The organism is Alkalihalobacillus phoenicis (assembly GCF_047302405.1).
In the GTDB taxonomy this organism is placed as follows: domain Bacteria; phylum Bacillota; class Bacilli; order Bacillales; family Bacillaceae_D; genus Alkalihalobacillus.
The window spans coordinates 4,143,379-4,159,511 of sequence record NZ_CP154853.1; the positions used below are offsets into that span (position 1 = coordinate 4,143,379).

Annotated in this window: 12 protein-coding genes and 5 tRNA genes; all 17 read left to right on the top strand. The window is 38.2% G+C overall.

What is annotated here, in order from left to right; genetic code table 11:
* Positions 1–91 precede the first annotated feature (91 nt).
* The 17 genes from AA0017_RS19500 (at position 92) to AA0017_RS19580 (ending at position 16,112) form a co-directional block, all read left to right on the top strand.
* Positions 92–397, top strand: coding sequence for an MGMT family protein (locus AA0017_RS19500; RefSeq protein WP_413377150.1), 306 nt, complete (start codon positions 92–94; stop codon positions 395–397).
* A gap of 126 nt (positions 398–523) precedes the next feature.
* Positions 524–1,348: a DUF368 domain-containing protein gene (locus AA0017_RS19505; RefSeq protein ID WP_413377152.1), complete on the top strand. Its 825-nt coding sequence runs from the start codon at positions 524–526 to the stop codon at positions 1,346–1,348.
* Positions 1,349–1,639: 291 nt separating this feature from the next.
* Entirely contained in the window at positions 1,640–2,575 is a 936-nt protein-coding gene (locus AA0017_RS19510; RefSeq protein ID WP_413377154.1) for a YybS family protein, read from the top strand.
* 11 nt (positions 2,576–2,586) lie between these two features.
* Positions 2,587–4,551, top strand: coding sequence for a DHH family phosphoesterase (locus AA0017_RS19515; protein WP_413377156.1), 1,965 nt, complete (start codon positions 2,587–2,589; stop codon positions 4,549–4,551).
* A 1-nt stretch (position 4,552) separates the two neighbouring features.
* A complete protein-coding gene (gene rplI / locus AA0017_RS19520; protein WP_413377157.1) occupies positions 4,553–4,996 on the top strand; it encodes a 50S ribosomal protein L9 in 444 nt (147 codons plus the stop codon).
* 48 nt (positions 4,997–5,044) lie between these two features.
* Positions 5,045–6,409 carry a replicative DNA helicase gene (gene dnaB, locus AA0017_RS19525; RefSeq protein WP_413377159.1) on the top strand — a complete coding sequence of 455 codons (1,365 nt, stop codon included), beginning with the start codon at positions 5,045–5,047 and terminating at the stop codon, positions 6,407–6,409.
* A gap of 440 nt (positions 6,410–6,849) precedes the next feature.
* Complete coding sequence (locus tag AA0017_RS19530) at positions 6,850–8,136, top strand: adenylosuccinate synthase (RefSeq protein WP_413377161.1); 1,287 nt, start codon at positions 6,850–6,852, stop codon at positions 8,134–8,136.
* Between the two features lie 209 nt (positions 8,137–8,345).
* A tRNA-Lys gene (locus AA0017_RS19535) sits at positions 8,346–8,421 on the top strand.
* Between the two features lie 24 nt (positions 8,422–8,445).
* Positions 8,446–8,520: transfer RNA gene (locus AA0017_RS19540), tRNA-Glu, on the top strand.
* A 22-nt stretch (positions 8,521–8,542) separates the two neighbouring features.
* Positions 8,543–8,619 (top strand) — tRNA-Asp (locus AA0017_RS19545).
* Positions 8,620–8,649: 30 nt separating this feature from the next.
* Positions 8,650–8,725 (top strand) — tRNA-Phe (locus AA0017_RS19550).
* 9 nt (positions 8,726–8,734) lie between these two features.
* Positions 8,735–8,807: transfer RNA gene (locus AA0017_RS19555), tRNA-Thr, on the top strand.
* Positions 8,808–9,357: 550 nt separating this feature from the next.
* On the top strand, positions 9,358–10,896 hold the full coding sequence (locus tag AA0017_RS19560; protein ID WP_413377163.1) for a peptidoglycan DD-metalloendopeptidase family protein: 1,539 nt from the start codon (positions 9,358–9,360) through the stop codon (positions 10,894–10,896).
* Positions 10,897–11,445: 549 nt separating this feature from the next.
* Positions 11,446–12,156, top strand: coding sequence for a response regulator YycF (gene yycF, locus AA0017_RS19565; protein ID WP_413377164.1), 711 nt, complete (start codon positions 11,446–11,448; stop codon positions 12,154–12,156).
* On the top strand, positions 12,156–13,973 hold the full coding sequence (walK, locus tag AA0017_RS19570) for a cell wall metabolism sensor histidine kinase WalK (RefSeq protein ID WP_413377166.1): 1,818 nt from the start codon (positions 12,156–12,158) through the stop codon (positions 13,971–13,973). The genes yycF and walK overlap by 1 nt, the downstream gene beginning before the upstream one ends.
* Positions 13,970–15,331, top strand: a complete 1,362-nt coding sequence (locus AA0017_RS19575) for a YycH family regulatory protein (RefSeq protein ID WP_413377167.1) — start codon at positions 13,970–13,972, stop codon at positions 15,329–15,331. Before walK ends, AA0017_RS19575 begins: the two co-directional genes overlap by 4 nt.
* Positions 15,318–16,112, top strand: coding sequence for a two-component system regulatory protein YycI (locus AA0017_RS19580; RefSeq protein WP_413377169.1), 795 nt, complete (start codon positions 15,318–15,320; stop codon positions 16,110–16,112). Before AA0017_RS19575 ends, AA0017_RS19580 begins: the two co-directional genes overlap by 14 nt.
* The last annotated feature ends 21 nt before the right edge of the window (positions 16,113–16,133 follow it).

A 16,133-nucleotide genomic window follows, 5' to 3' on the forward strand; every position in this document is an offset into this window, starting at 1 on the left:
ATAGTTTGATTACAGGCTTATAGATAATGCATGAACTCCACTACCAAATCGTCATAAGTACGTTAGCTTTGAAAGAGGTGAAAATAAATAAATGGAGCCATTTTTTCAACGGGTTTATAAAACGGTGAAACAGATACCGAAGGGAGAAGTCGCTACATATGGACAAATTGCTCGTTATTTGGATGCTCCTCATCATGCTCGTATGGTTGGTTGGGCTTTAAGTAAAGCGCCAGATGATGTGCCTGCTCACCGTGTTGTAAAAAAAGATGGGATTTTACCTCCTGAATCAGTTTTTCAAGGTGTTCCGCAAAGGGTGCTACTTGAAAAAGAAGGTATTCCTTTTATCAAAGAAGGGCAAGTGGATTTAGCGAAATGTAGTTGGTTTGAATACTTGTAAAATATGTTTATCCCTTTTATTATCTTTGACAAAACTCGATGCTTTTTTGAGAAAAAAAATGATACTATTAGTAAAGTAAAACAAGCTTAATGGAACGAAGAGATGAGATAGGAAGGATTTGAGTTTTTGTTTAAGTTGGAGCGTTTTTTTAAAGGAATGTTAATTGGACTTACTGAAGTTATTCCTGGTGTAAGCGGGGGGACAGTTGCTCTATTAATAGGTTTATATGAAAGGTTAATTGAAGCGATTAATGGAATTACGACACGAGAGTGGAAACGTCATTTCATTTTTTTAATTAATGTTGGTCTAGGAATGGGAGCAGCAATATTAATTGCAGCACGTGCGATCGGGTGGTTAATTGAACATCAGCCACATCCAACTTTCTTTTTTATTATGGGTCTCGTTTTAGCAATCGTTCCTACCTTATTAAGGGATGTTGATTATAAAAAGGAATTTGGAGCCAAACATTATATTTTGTTTTTGATTGCCTTATCATTAGTCGGGTTAACGGCGTTAGCTAGTGAGGATAAAGGGAATATTATTGAAATTTTTACGTGGCAAACGTATGTATTACTCTTTTTATCTGGTTGGCTTGCGAGTACAGCCCTCATTTTACCGGGAATTAGTGGATCGTTAATATTTTTAATATTAGGTGTGTATGCCACGATTATTGAAGCAGTTTCGACCTTCCATATGCCGGTCCTTATTACGGTTGGTAGTGGTGTTTTACTTGGATTATTAATTACGAGTAAGATCGTTCGATATTTCTTCTATTACCATAAGAGTTTAACTTATGCGGTCATGATTGGCGCGGTTGCCGGTTCTGTATTTGTTATTTATCCTGGTATTCCAGCTACTTTGGCGGAAATCAGTATTTGTATCATTACCTTTATATTAGGATTTTTCGTGGCTTACTTACTTGGGAAAGTTAATAAAAAAGCGACCGTTTAAGTGAATAAAGGCGGTACTTGTTTCGGCTGCCATGAATTGAAAGGAATGAGCCATTCTTTCAACTGTCGAAAACCTCCATTACGGGGGTTTTTTACTTATATAATAGGTGATCGCTTTCCCTGAAGACTTAAATAAGCTAAAATAGACAAAGATATGGAAAACTGTGAAAGATGTTTCGATAATTGCGTTCATTTTTGCGTATTTTATAGTTAAGGATGCTTTAGTTTACCTTGAAACATCTTCAACTTGAAGAAGCTAAAACTTATGAGTTTGGCAAAATGAGGTGAACTAGTGGAACAACGACGAACGTTAATTGAGGGAGCGATGATGGCGGCGCTTTTTTCAATTATTCTTTTAGCTACATTATTTATCCCTATATTAGGAATTTTATTTTTATGGTTTTTACCATTACCCTTTATCATATTTGGAGTTCGAGCTGGCTTAAAAGCGAATGGAATTACATGGCTTGTTGCGATGTTTTTAGCTCTTATTTTAACAGGGCCACTTGGGTTGTTAATTGCTTTATTTTTTGGAACATGCGGGCTTGTGATAGGAGAGATTTATCGTCGTAATTTAGGTGGTTTTTCTCAAATATTAGGAGCTGGATTGACCTTTACGACCGCTATGGTGATTGCTTATGTGGTCAGTACTGCGATTTTTGGTATCGATCCAATGACCGCTGGGCGTGATTCAATGTATCTTCAAATTGATTTTGTTAAGTCGACTTTAGGTTCGATGGGGAATACAGAAGCGATTGAGCAAATGTATCAAATGGCTGATTTACTTCTTTATTTAGCTCCCCTTATGATTGTGATGAGTGGGGTTACCATAGCTGTAATAACGGTTGCTTTAAGTAATATGGTACTCAAACGTCTTGGATTTAAGTATAAGAAGATGCCACCTTTTAGAGAGTGGAAGTTTCCGCGTTCCTTTATTTGGTATTTTTTACTTGTTATGATACTTTCCTTAATTGGCTTTGAAGAAGGAACAACGATGTTCTTAGCTATTACTAACCTTTACTTTCTTCTTGGGTTTGTGATGATTGTGCAAGGGTTTAGTTTTATTTTTAATTATTTTCATACAGTCAATAAGTCAAAAGCATGGCCTATTGTCATCGTCGTTGTTTGCTTTTTGTTTTCGCCATTAATGGAAATCGTCAAAATTCTAGGGATAATCGATCTAGGCTTTGATTTACGAACGTGGATTAAGAATAAGAAGAAAAAATAGGAGCTGACCATATGCCGAAGTTCTTACTGAGACACCTGTCTGGATATCATGTAATCGGCTTGTTTCTTTTCACCGGATTATTAGTAGGGATCGTAACATTTTATAATTGGAAGCTCGGTCTTATTACTTTCATTCTGTTATTAGGTCTATTGATTTATGCTTGGCAAGCGAAAGATGCGTTTATCAAAGATATGGAGGAGTATGTCTCGACTCTTTCCTACCGTGTCCAAAAGGCCGGAGAAGAAGCGGTTTTGAATTTACCTGTTGGAATGCTTCTTTATAACGAGCATTTAAAAATTCAGTGGATGAATCCGTTTGTAAGCTCAATTATCGACAAAGATACGATCGGTGAAGGTTTACAGGAAGTTCATGAAAAGTTAGTTGAGATGATTGAAGAGAATATAGATGAAGAGATTATTTCGATCGAGTCCAATTCCTATCATGTCCAGTTAAAACAAGATGAACGCCTGTTTTATTTAATTGATGTGACAGAAGTAGAAGAAACTAAAAGGTTATTTGTTAACACGCAGACGGTCGTCGCCTTTCTTTTACTTGATAACTATGATGATGTGACCCAAGGGTTGGAGGAGCAAGTTCGGAGTAAGCTAGTAAGTCAAATCACTCAAGCGATTAATAATTGGGGACAGGAGTATGATATTTTCCTCAGACGAACATCCTCAGACCGATTTATCGCGATTATGAATCATCGTGTTTTAAAAAAGATTGAACAAAATAAATTTGAGCTTATAGACCAAGTTCGTGAAATTTCAGGAAAAGAAAAAGTCCCACTGACGTTAAGTATTGGAATTGGTACGGGGGATACGTCAATTCGTGAATTAGGTCAACTGGCTCAATCAAGCTTAGATTTAGCGTTAGGTCGAGGTGGAGATCAAGTCGCGATCAAGCAGAAAAATGGGAAATTTCGTTTTTATGGGGGCAAATCGAATGCGGTCGAGAAAAGGACGCGTGTTCGAGCAAGAGTGATATCCCATGCTTTACGTGATTTTGTTTTAGATAGTGATCAAGTGATGGTGATGGGCCATAAAAACCCTGATATGGACGCCATTGGTGCCGCTATTGGTGTGTTAAAAATTGCGGAAGTGAATCAAAAGGAAGGTTATGTGATTTTAGATTCTAACGATGTTAATCCTGATGTGGGACGTTTAATGGAGGAAATTGAAGTTCATGATCATTTATGGTCGCAATTTATTACTCCAGAAGAAGCGTTAGAGGAAGTAACAGAAAAGACCTTACTCGTTATTGTCGATACGCATAAGCCGAGTATGGTAATTGAAGAGAAGTTATTAGAGCGGGTTGAGCGAATTGTTGTCCTTGATCATCACCGTCGTGGCGAGGAATTTATTAATGATCCTGTTCTCGTGTATATGGAACCTTATGCCTCATCAACAGCAGAGCTTGTCACAGAGCTATTAGAATATCAACCAAAGAAATTGAAGCTCGATCGTTTAGAAGCGACGGCTCTTTTAGCTGGAATTGTTGTCGATACAAAAAGTTTCTCCAATCGAACAGGCGCGAGAACCTTTGATGCGGCCTCTTATTTACGTTCCAATGGGGCGGATACGACGCTTGTTCAAAATTTGTTAAAAGAAGATTTGGATCACTATGTGAAAAGAGCACAGCTGGTCGAAAATACGGAATACTATCGCCAAGGATATGCGATTGCTACGGCAGATGAGAACGAGACCTTTAATCAGATAACGATTGCCCAAGCGGCGGATACATTGTTGACGATGAAAGGGGTAGACGCTTCTTTTGTCATCTCCAACCGTACGGATGGCTGTGTCTCGATTAGTGCACGCTCTTTAGGGAACGTAAATGTTCAACTCATTATGGAACATTTAGGTGGTGGTGGCCATCTTACAAATGCTGCTACTCAAATAGAAAATGTTACAATAGAAGAAGCGAAAGTAAAATTGCAAGAAGTGATTGATGAAACATTAGAAGGGGGAAATTAAAGTGAAAGTCATATTCTTAAGTGATGTAAAAGGAAAAGGAAAAAAAGGCGAAGTGAAAAACGTGTCAGAAGGGTATGCACGTAATTTCCTATTACCAAAAAATTTGGCAGTAGAAGCAACAAACTCTAATGTAAAAGATTTAGAGGCGAAAAAGAAAAGTGTTCAAAAAAAGACAGAAGAAGAGTTAGAGGAAGCCAAAGCGTATCAAGCGAAATTAGAAGCAGCAGAAGTGACGATTAAGGCAAAGTCAGGTGAGGGTGGCCGTTTGTTTGGGGCTGTCTCAACTAAACAAATTGCGGAGACATTAGCTTCCATGAAACTAAAAGTAGATAAACGTAAAATTTTGCTTGATGATCCGATTCGTTCTTTAGGCTATACAAATGTGCCGATTAAAATTCATCCAGAGGTTATTGCTACTGTTAAGGTTCATGTTGTCGAACAATAAGAAGCAGTTATTGTTAACAGAGCGATTCCTGAGAAAGGAAAATTGAGTATGAGTGATTTATTTGCTGACCGCACACCACCGCAAAATATAGAAGCTGAGCAAGCTGTATTGGGGGCGATCTTTTTAGAGGATACGGCTCTCGTTACGGCATCTGAGCGTTTACAGCCAGAAGATTTTTACCGAGCGGCTCATCAACGAATCTATGAAATCATGCTTGATCTTGCCGAAAAGGGAGAACCTGTTGACTTAGTCACGTTGACCTCAGAGCTTCAGGACCGAAAATGGCTAGATGACATTGGTGGAATGGCTTATTTGGCTGATTTGGCAAATGCCGTGCCTACCGCTGCTAATGTGGAGTACTATAGCCGCATCGTTGAAGAAAAATCGGTTTTAAGACGTCTCATCCGCGTGGCGACCAATATTGCCGCAGAAGGATACACGAGTGAAGATGAAGTGGATGCCATTTTAGATGATGCAGAGAAAACGATTTTAGATGTAGCTCAACGTAAAAATACAAGTGCCTTTGTTTCCATCAAAGACGTACTTGTTGAAACATATGAAAACATTGAAATGCTTCAAAATCAAAAAGGCGATATTACTGGGATTCCAACCGGCTTTGTTGAGCTTGATAAAATGACAGCTGGTTTTCAGCGAAACGATTTAATTATTGTCGCGGCCAGACCTTCTGTTGGTAAAACAGCCTTTGCTTTAAACATTGCTCAAAACGTCGCCACAAAGACGGATGAGAATGTCGCGATTTTCAGTTTGGAGATGGGAGCGAGCCAGCTTGTGCAACGTATGTTGTGTGCAGAAGGGAATATTGATGCCCAACGTATGAGAACAGGAGCCTTAACGTCTGAGGATTGGCAAAAGTTAACGATGGCGATGGGAAGTTTAGCGAAAGCGGGTATTTATATTGATGATACCCCCGGAATCAAAGTTGGTGAAATTCGAGCTAAATGCCGTCGTTTAAAACAAGAAAGCGGTCTTGGTATGATTATGATTGATTACTTGCAGCTCATTCAAGGGAATGGCCGTAGTGGCGAAAACCGTCAACAGGAAGTGTCTGAGATTTCACGTACATTAAAGGGGATTGCCAGGGAGTTAGAAGTGCCGGTTATTGCCCTTTCACAGCTATCTCGTGGCGTAGAATCAAGGCAAGATAAACGCCCAATGATGTCTGATATCAGGGAATCAGGAAGTATCGAGCAAGATGCCGATATCGTTGCCTTTTTATATCGTGATGATTATTATGATAAAGAATCTGAAAATCAAAACATTATCGAAATTATAATCGCGAAACAGCGTAACGGTCCAGTTGGGACGGTCGAACTCGCATTCGTAAAAGAATATAATAAATTCGTGAATTTAGACCGGCGTCATGACGAAAGAGATATGCCGCCAGGAGCTTAAGTTTGATTGTGTTATTGTGGAGCCGTTAAGATAAAGCTGCCACTGGAATTGGATTAGGTTAGTTTAAAGAGCAGGACTGTTTCAAAAGGTCATTCGACCATTTGAGACAGTCCTTTTTTGTTAATGAAAGATGTTTGTTTTGTTGATGGTGATAAGTAATGAAAAGAGAGTGCTAGGGAAATTAGTACGAATAAAAGGCTAATGAGCAATGAAAGGGTTTATACATATAATCGCAGCGTGTAGCAAATAATAGGATGTGCATTTAAACTTGAAAAAGCTTTCATTTATTAGAATTATTTGAGTGTTTTCACGAACAAACTAAAAATAATTTTACAATAATGTTCGTGTTTTGTTGACGTTTCACCCTTAAATTGTTATACTAATCAATGGTTTTTGAATAAAAATACTCGGCTCGTACGTCCGAGGCGGAGGTGCAACAGATGGCATCAGTTGTTGTAGTTGGTACACAATGGGGCGATGAAGGAAAAGGAAAGATAACAGATTATCTTTCAGAAAAAGCAGAGGTTGTCGCTCGCTATCAAGGTGGAAATAATGCAGGACATACGATTGTATTTGATGGAGTAAAGTACAAACTTCATCTCATTCCATCAGGGATTTTTTATAAAGATAAAGTATGTGTAATTGGAAACGGAATGGTGATTGATCCGAAAGCACTTGTCGAAGAATTAACTTATTTACATGAACGTAATATTGATACAAGCAATTTAAGAATTTCAAATCGTGCCCATGTTATTTTACCTTACCACTTAAAACAAGATATTGTGGAAGAAGAGCGTAAAGGTGATAACAAAATCGGGACGACGAAAAAAGGGATCGGCCCAGCTTATATGGATAAAGCGGCTCGGATCGGAATTCGTATTGCTGATCTTTTAGATAAAGAAGTATTTGAAGAGAAGCTTGTTCGAAACTTAGAAGAGAAAAATCGTCTTTTTGAAAAATATTATGAGACGACTGGTTTTACAAAAGAAGAAATCTTAGAAGAGTATTATGGATATGGTCAACAAATTGCTGAGCTTGTTTGTGATACATCTGTCGTCTTAAGTGATGCTCTTGATGATGGCCGTCGTGTTCTTTTTGAAGGAGCGCAAGGGGTTATGCTTGATATTGATCAAGGTACATACCCATTTGTGACGTCATCTAACCCAATTGCTGGTGGAGTAACTATTGGTTCAGGTGTAGGACCTTCAAAAATTAATCATGTGGTTGGGGTGTCAAAAGCTTATACGACTCGTGTTGGTGATGGCCCATTCCCAACAGAGTTAGTTGATGAAATTGGTGACCAAATTCGTGAAGTTGGGAATGAGTATGGTACAACTACAGGCCGTCCACGTCGTGTTGGTTGGTTTGATTCAGTTGTCGTTCGCCATGCACGTCGTGTGAGTGGATTGACGGATCTTTCATTAAACTCAATCGACGTTTTAACAGGGATTGAAACATTAAAGATTTGTACCGCTTATAAATATCGTGGTGAAGTTGTCGAAGAATTCCCTGCAAGTCTTAAAGTTCTTGCAGAATGTGAACCTGTTTATGAAGAATTACCTGGTTGGACGGAAGATATTACAGGAGTAAAATCTTTACATGAACTTCCAGAAAATGCTCGTCATTATATTGAGCGTGTTTCCCAATTAACAGGTATTCCATTAACGATTTTCTCTGTTGGACCAGATCGTAACCAAACAAATCTTGTTCGTGGAGTTTTTGCTTAATTGCACTAGTTAAGAAAATGAAAACGGCGAAAATGCAAGGAAAGGCTTGTGTTTTCGCTACGTTTTCGATATGCTAATGAAGGTTGTTTTAGAAATTTTGTGTTTCCACAAAAAAAATAAAAATATTTTATAAAAATACTTGCAGTAGTGTTTTGTCTGTGGTATTATAAATCTTGTCGCTAAGGCGAGTAAGACAAGCAAGATAATAGGAGCCATTAGCTCAGTCGGTAGAGCATCTGACTTTTAATCAGAGGGTCGAAGGTTCAAGTCCTTCATGGCTCACCATTACTCTTAAATTTTAAGTGTATTGGCCCGTTGGTCAAGCGGTTAAGACACCGCCCTTTCACGGCGGTAACACGGGTTCGAATCCCGTACGGGTCACCAATTTTTATTTTATCTTTAATACGGTCCGGTAGTTCAGTTGGTTAGAATGCCTGCCTGTCACGCAGGAGGTCGCGGGTTCGAGTCCCGTCCGGACCGCCATGAGTTTTATATTTCGGTTATTTTTAAGTTGGCTTGGTAGCTCAGTCGGTAGAGCAATGGACTGAAAATCCATGTGTCGGCGGTTCGATTCCGTCCCAAGCCACCATTTTTTTATGCCGATCTAGCTCAATTGGTAGAGCAACTGACTTGTAATCAGTAGGTTGGGGGTTCAAGTCCTCTGGTCGGCATTTTATATAGATTTTACTTTTTGTTCAGTATGCAATGGCATGCTTTTTTATTTGGATAAATATTAGTAGAATTTTTTGAATGGTTATTAGTTGTATAAAAGGCAGATAGGAAAACTCCTATCTGCCTTTTATACTTGTTACCGTAAAAGTGCACCTGTTAGAAGTTAAAATCGTTTCTTATCCGATTAGGGTATGTGACGGTTTTTTTGTTTTTTAGGGAATAGTTGCAAAATCAATAAGTTGCCCTGTTGGTGCTGTTAGTGATTATAGTCATTTTAAGAAGTAGGAAAAGAAAGAATTAGGTTATTCACTATTGATTAAGCTGGCTAATGTGAAAAAGCAGACTTTTATCATGAATTTTTATCCAAAAAGATTACAAATCAATTTCATTTAGTAATATTGACTCACCTTAATTAGAATTATGCTAGAATGGGGGAGGTTTATTTGGTTTATATAAGAAAATTTCAAATACAAAAGCTAGATTATTAGATTATAAGAAAGAACTGATTGTACGTTTACAGGCAATTGGCGAGAGGATTTTAAAAGGATTATGATAGTTTGGAATAAAGTAGAAAAACAGCAAGCAGTTGATTTACGCTTAAAGCAACCTATTTATAAACACTGGATATTAGCGATGGTATTGCTCTTATCGATTTCAGGTGTCTCTAATGTGTTGGCTAGTTCAGATTTGATGATGGAGAAGGTTTATCATATTTATCTTGAAGAAGAGTTTATTGGGACAGTCGATGATGAAGAAGATTACTTGGGCTTTTTAAATGAGCTATTAGAAGAAGAGCAAGAGCGACATTTCGGGCTAACCTTTGATTTTAAAGAGACGATTGATGTTATACCTGAGCTCGTTTTTATCCCAAATGCGAATACGGAACAAACGAAAGAAAAGCTAGCTGAGTTACTAACGGTAAAGGCTGTGGCGACAGCTCTTGTGATTGAGGAAGACGAGGTTGTTTATTTGGCTGAACAAGAGGCAGTCGCACAGTTAAAAAAGCAAATGGTCTTAGAACAAGTTGAAGAGGAAGCTTTTGAAGAGTATGTGCTTTCTTTACAAGAAGAAGGTTCATTGAAAGTGAATGAAGAAGAAGTAGCGAGGAAGTTGCCCTCTTCAGAAAGTGGCGAGCGTGAACCGGTTCATACTAACGAAATGAATGATAAAGAGATTGGGTTAGAATTGGAAGAAAAGCTCATTAATTCGGTTTCTTTTACAACGGACATTGAAAGTAAACAAGTGCTCGTTTCACCTGAAAAAGTTAGCACTGTGGAAGAGGCATTTGAAGAAATAGAACAAGGAAAAGAGAATGAATTTTATTATGAGGTAAAAGAAGGCGATGTTCTTGGTACAATTGCATCTGAATTAAATTTATCGATAAAGGAATTGCTTGCATTCAATGAGGATTTAAATAAAGAGAGTGTGATCAGAGCAGGGGATAAATTACAAATAAAAACATTAGAGCCATATTTAGAAATTGAAGTTGTCGAGCATAGTAAAGTAGAAGAAGAGCTTGACTTTGACATAGAGGTTAAAGAAGATAGCAACCTTTTTAAAGGGGAAGAGAAAGTCGAGCGAAAAGGGATCCCTGGCTTACAACATGTTGAATATAAAACGGTAAGACTAAATGGCGAAATGGTTGAACAGGAAGTGTTGAATCAACAAGTTATTGAAGAGCCCGTTAGTGAAGTCGTTAGAAAAGGAACGAAGGAAAGATCAGAACTAGCGTGGCCAGCAGATGGTGGTTATATTTCAAGTCATCAAGGAAAGCGTTGGGGAAGCTATCATAAAGGAATTGATATCGCCCGACCAAGCTCATACAGTATTTATGCGGCTGAAAGTGGAACCGTTACAGCGGTCACAAGTGGTGGAGGTTATGGAAACTATATTCGTATTCGTCATGATAATGGCTTAGAGACTTTATATGCTCATTTAAAATCGACGAGTGTTCAAGTTGGTCAGAGTGTTACAAGAGGCCAACAAATTGGGGTAATGGGCTCTACTGGAGATTCTACGGGCATTCATCTTCATTTTGAAGTGACCCGTGGCGGTAGTCTATTAAATCCGATGGACTATTTACCATAATGAAGAAAGAGGCTGGGACAAACCCCTTCTCTGATAGGAAAAGCCGGTAACATTTTTACGAGTCAAATGTTACTGGCTTTCTTTCTATTTATTAGAACCAAAGTGGATGGCGATGAATGGTGCTCAATTCACCACTCCCGAAAATCATGCTCCGCGTCCTGGAGACCACTGAAAAAGTAGGATTCTAAGACTAAATGAGAAGAAACTTCATTCAATGTTATTCTATGCGTTGGATTACCAAAACGGAACGAGCGGAATGCCCGGAGACTCCTGCGGGATTAGTGAAACACGGGAGACCCCGCAGCGACTTGTCGTGAGGAGGCTCCCGGTTCACCCGCGGAACGCGTAGGGCATGCAGCGAGTGGAGTAAGCTAAATGATAAAATGGAATCTAACTCTCGGAGTTTTTTAGTTGCTTCATATGTTAGAAGGGAATTGAACGGATCGTCAAGAAGTGGTACAAGTAAGAATGTGAACTACTAAAGGAAAACCATGACTTATGATAAACTAGAGAAAGCACGTATTAAGTGTAGAACAGGAGCGTTGTTAGATGGATAAACGAATTTTAGTTGTAGATGATGAACGTCCAATTGCTGATATATTAAAATTTAACTTAGAAAAAGAAGGGTTTGAGGTTATTTGTGCTTATGATGGGATAGAGGCCTTAGCACAAGTAGATAAATTTGATCCGGATTTAATTTTATTAGATATTATGTTACCACATAAAGATGGGATGGAAGTCTGTCGTGAAGTACGTAAAAAGTCAGATGTACCGATTATTATGTTAACCGCAAAGGATTCTGAAATAGATAAAGTGTTAGGCTTGGAGCTTGGAGCAGATGATTATGTGACAAAGCCATTTAGTACAAGAGAGTTATTAGCGAGAGTTAAAGCGAATTTACGCCGTCATAAAGTAAGTGCCGATGAAACGACAGCACAGAAGGAGCTTGTCATTGGTGATTTAACGATTTATCCAGATGCGTATCAAGTGAAAAAACGAGGCGATACGATTGAATTGACACACCGTGAATTTGAACTGATTCATTATTTAGCCAAACACTTCGGACAAGTTATGACGCGTGAGCATTTGTTGCAAGCGGTATGGGGATACGACTATTTTGGTGATGTTCGAACGGTTGATGTCACGGTTCGTCGTTTACGTGAAAAAGTAGAGGATAATCCTAGCTTTCCAACTTGGATTATTACCCGTCGAGGAGTAGGGTATTATTTGGCTTCTCCTGACCCATTGGAGCAAGCTTAATGAAAAATAAGGTTGGCTTTTTTAAATCGATTCAATTCAAGCTAATCATTATTTATGTGTTATTAATTTTAATTGCGATGCAAGTTATTGGTGTTTATTTTACGAAACAATTAGAGCAACAATTAAGCGAAAACCATCATCAAATGTTAGCTGATCGTGCGGAGTTTCTCGCTTATAATTTGGCTCAAATTATGATTGATAGTGAACCAAATGCCGTTGAATCAGAGGTAACTTCCATTTTGCGTGACTTTTTTAATGTTGATAAGTCTGAGGTACTTGTCGTTAATGCTAATCAAGTGGTCGTTGGTACGTCGGATTTATCAAGACGTAATATCGTTGGTCAACAATCAAATGATGTCCTTATAAAACGAGCATTAGTTGGAACTGCTGATCAAAGAAACTTTGTCGATGAGCAGACTGGTAGTATTGTTCGTTCGATGGGTGTTCCGATTATAACGGCCGATGGGGTTATTGTTGGAGCGATTCATATTCAAGCTTCGATGGAAGAAATTTATTTACAAATGGAACAAATTAATGGCATCCTGCTAACCGGTACTTTTATAGCGTTAGGGATTACAGTTATTTTAATCATTTTAGTGTCTCAGACGATTACTGGACCAATTATTGATATGAGAAAACAGGCCATGCGCATGGGTCATGGTGACTTTTCGCGAAAAGTTCGAGTTTATGGAACTGATGAAATCGGTCAGCTGGCAACATCATTTAATGATTTGACCTCCAAGCTACAAGATGCGACAGCGACACGGGACCGGGAACAAAAGAAATTAAGCTCTGTACTTGCTCATATGACGGATGGTGTGATCGCGTCTGACGCTAAAGGATTAGTCATTTTGATGAATAATCGAGCCGAGGAGTTATTAGGAAAAGCGACTTATGAGGTCATTCGTAAACCGATTACAGAAGTGTTGCAGCTTGCGGAAGACTATGTCGTCGATGATTTATTTGATCATGATGAATCACTGATTCTTGATTTTAGTGATGAAGAAAACGATTATATGTTACAAGCGAACTTTTCGGTTATTCAAGAAAATGATGGACCGATTAATGGTGTGATTACGGTTTTGCATGATGTGACAGAGCAAGAGCAAATCGAACAAGATAGACGTGAATTTGTCGCAAATGTCTCTCATGAGTTAAGAACGCCATTGACGACGATGAAAAGTTATTTGGAAGCATTAGAAGATGGGGCGATTAGTGATCCAGACTTAGGTCCACGTTTTTTAGGGGTCACTCAAAATGAGACAGAACGAATGATACGTCTCGTCAACGATTTATTACAGCTGTCCAAAATTGATAGCCGTGATTATCAATTAAATTTTAGTACGGTTGATTTTGTTTTATATTTACATGAAGTGATCGATCGTTTTGATATGATTGCGGCCAACAAAAACATCCATTTTATTCGTAAGATCTCGCCGCAACTTACGTACGTCAAAATGGATCGAGATAAATTAACACAAGTGATAGATAATATTATTTCGAATGCAATGAAGTATTCCCCAGAAGGTGGAAATGTGACGATTACACTCGAGCATTATGGTCAAAATATCCGTGTTAGTATTGCCGATGAAGGAATGGGAATTCCACGAGAAAGCCAGCAAAAAATATTCGATCGTTTTTATCGAGTTGATAAGGCTAGAGCAAGAAGTATTGGGGGAACAGGACTAGGTCTTGCTATTGCTAAGGAGCTCGTTCATGCTCATCATGGAGAGATTTGGGTGGAAAGCATGTATGGACAAGGGACCACGATATTCTTTACTTTACCTTTTACGAAAAATAAGGAGGGTAATTGGTGAGATACGAACAAGTGAAAAACTGGATATTAATTGGTCTTGTCACCTTAAGTCTTGTTCTAACATGGGAATTATGGACCTTTCAGCCTGACTTTGACAATCCCGATCGAGATAATTTGACCACTCCTGATACTTTAGTTGGTGGTCGCTCGTTATCTATACAAGACGTGATTGCGGCAGAAGCACTTGTTGTTCATAATGGGGGCGATTATTATTTGATCCCAGCAGATAGTGAGCAATATCGTGATACTTATCAACGGATATTTCGTTCTAATATCGAGATGGAGACGACACCAATAGGTGATCCTTTCCCAAATGAACAAGGGGAGCAAGGGTTAGAAATTATTTTTCCAACGGCGATTCCTACGAATGTTTTGATGAGATTGTTTATTAACGAAGAAGATGAAGTAATAGTTCCTTTGACGGCGGTTAATCGTATTTATATTTATCAAAATCCAAATGGAGCCAATATGTTCATGCAGCTTTATTCAGCCATTGACCAAGATGTGGTCGTCCTCCGTTCTAATTTGGATTATCATATGTTTGCCCAAAATATGTTTAATGAAGTTGAGGAATTTATCCCAGCTGTTGGTGTGAGAGAACAATTGGATGAGCAATTGAAGGAACAGCTATATGTACCCGGTGAACCATACGAAGGGAAAAAGCTATCTTATACCGCCCCTTCGATTGATATTGACTTTTTCCAACAGCTTTTATTCCCTGTCCCTAGCTCCATTAGTGAAAGTAGACAGGCAAATGGACAACGTTTTTATACAGATGGAAGCCGTATTTTAACCACTTCGAGTAACGAAGACTTTATGGATTTTGATTTCCGTTATCCAGCCATATCTGAAGATGTTACGTCTCGTCATATTGTCGATTCAAGCTTTGATTATATTAATGGTCATAATGGCTGGACCAATTCTTATTATTTATCAGATTGGTCATTATTGACGGAAACAGAAGCGAAGGCGGAATACCGTTTGCAGCTAGAAAACCTACCGGTGATTATGTATGAGGGACAGGACGATTTAATGAATTTACAAGTATCTCGTGTTGGTGGACAGACGTCAAGATATATTCGCCCGTTATTTAGTATTGAAAGCCTGTCTTTTGAAACGAATACGGTACAACTTCAATCAGGTCCTGAAATGTTAGCGGGATTAAAGGAACAAGAGTTTTTTGAACTTGATAAAGTAGAAAAAATGCTCATTGGTTATGAGATGGAAAGTAGTTCGACTTCTTATGTTACTATCGAACCACATTGGTTTATTAAGTATGAGGGAAATTGGAGAAAGCTAGGCGATAGTGACGAAGAGAGAACAGATGTAGTGGGGGAGAATCGAGATGAATTGGAGTAGAACTAAAACGATTTTTATTATTACGTTTCTCTTCCTTAATGTTTTTTTAACGTTTCAATTAATTCAAAAAAATGAACATTATCAAATAAGCTCCATACCCGAAGTGACATTACAAGAGCGACTTAAGACAAATAACATTACGATTGAAGGGGACTTGCCTGAAGTAACGAGCAAAGACTATCATATTATTGGTCGCAATCAACGATTTAATGAGCAGCAACTCGAATATTTAAGTGATCAATTTGCCGAGGTGAGTGAGGATGGCAAAGTGTTAACCTCGATTTTAAATGCCCCTTATCCATTATCAAGGGAACAATTTTCTCAAGATTTGAATCAATTTTTATTAGATCATGTCAATGGTGGAGCTCATTATCAATATGGTGGTCGTCATAAAGAGCTTATGCACATTTATTTTTATCAAACTTTTAATCAGCATACCGCGTACTCTGATAATTATGAACCATTAACGATAAAGTTAAATGACGATTGGGAAATTATTGGCTATAGTCAACGTTTTATAGAGTTTGAACAACATGGTAGTGAAAGTGAAATTTTATCAAGTTTAAAGGCGGTTGAAGTATTATTAAATAGTCAGCTTTTAAATATTGGTGATACGATTAATAAAATTGAGTATGGTTATTATAATCGTTTTTCATTAGAAAATGATGATTTAATGTATGCACCGATGTGGTTAATTGAAGTAGGTGAAGAAAGTTATTTAGTTCATGCGATTGAAGGAGATGTCCAACATTTAACCGTCGATGATGCTGAGGAAGAATAGATACTTTAGAGGATGAGTTGA

What these genes read in the sequence shown, in the direction of transcription:
- AA0017_RS19500 (WP_413377150.1), top strand. Translation starts at nt 92, where the DNA reads ATGGAGCCATTTTTTCAACGGGTTTATAAAACGGTGAAACAGATACCG.
- AA0017_RS19515 (WP_413377156.1), top strand. Translation starts at nt 2,587, where the DNA reads ATGCCGAAGTTCTTACTGAGACACCTGTCTGGATATCATGTAATCGGC.
- dnaB (WP_413377159.1), top strand. Translation starts at nt 5,045, where the DNA reads ATGAGTGATTTATTTGCTGACCGCACACCACCGCAAAATATAGAAGCT.
- AA0017_RS19530 (WP_413377161.1), top strand. Translation starts at nt 6,850, where the DNA reads ATGGCATCAGTTGTTGTAGTTGGTACACAATGGGGCGATGAAGGAAAA.
- AA0017_RS19560 (WP_413377163.1), top strand. Translation starts at nt 9,358, where the DNA reads ATGATAGTTTGGAATAAAGTAGAAAAACAGCAAGCAGTTGATTTACGC.
- yycF (WP_413377164.1), top strand. Translation starts at nt 11,446, where the DNA reads ATGGATAAACGAATTTTAGTTGTAGATGATGAACGTCCAATTGCTGAT.
- walK (WP_413377166.1), top strand. Translation starts at nt 12,156, where the DNA reads ATGAAAAATAAGGTTGGCTTTTTTAAATCGATTCAATTCAAGCTAATC.
- AA0017_RS19580 (WP_413377169.1), top strand. Translation starts at nt 15,318, where the DNA reads ATGAATTGGAGTAGAACTAAAACGATTTTTATTATTACGTTTCTCTTC.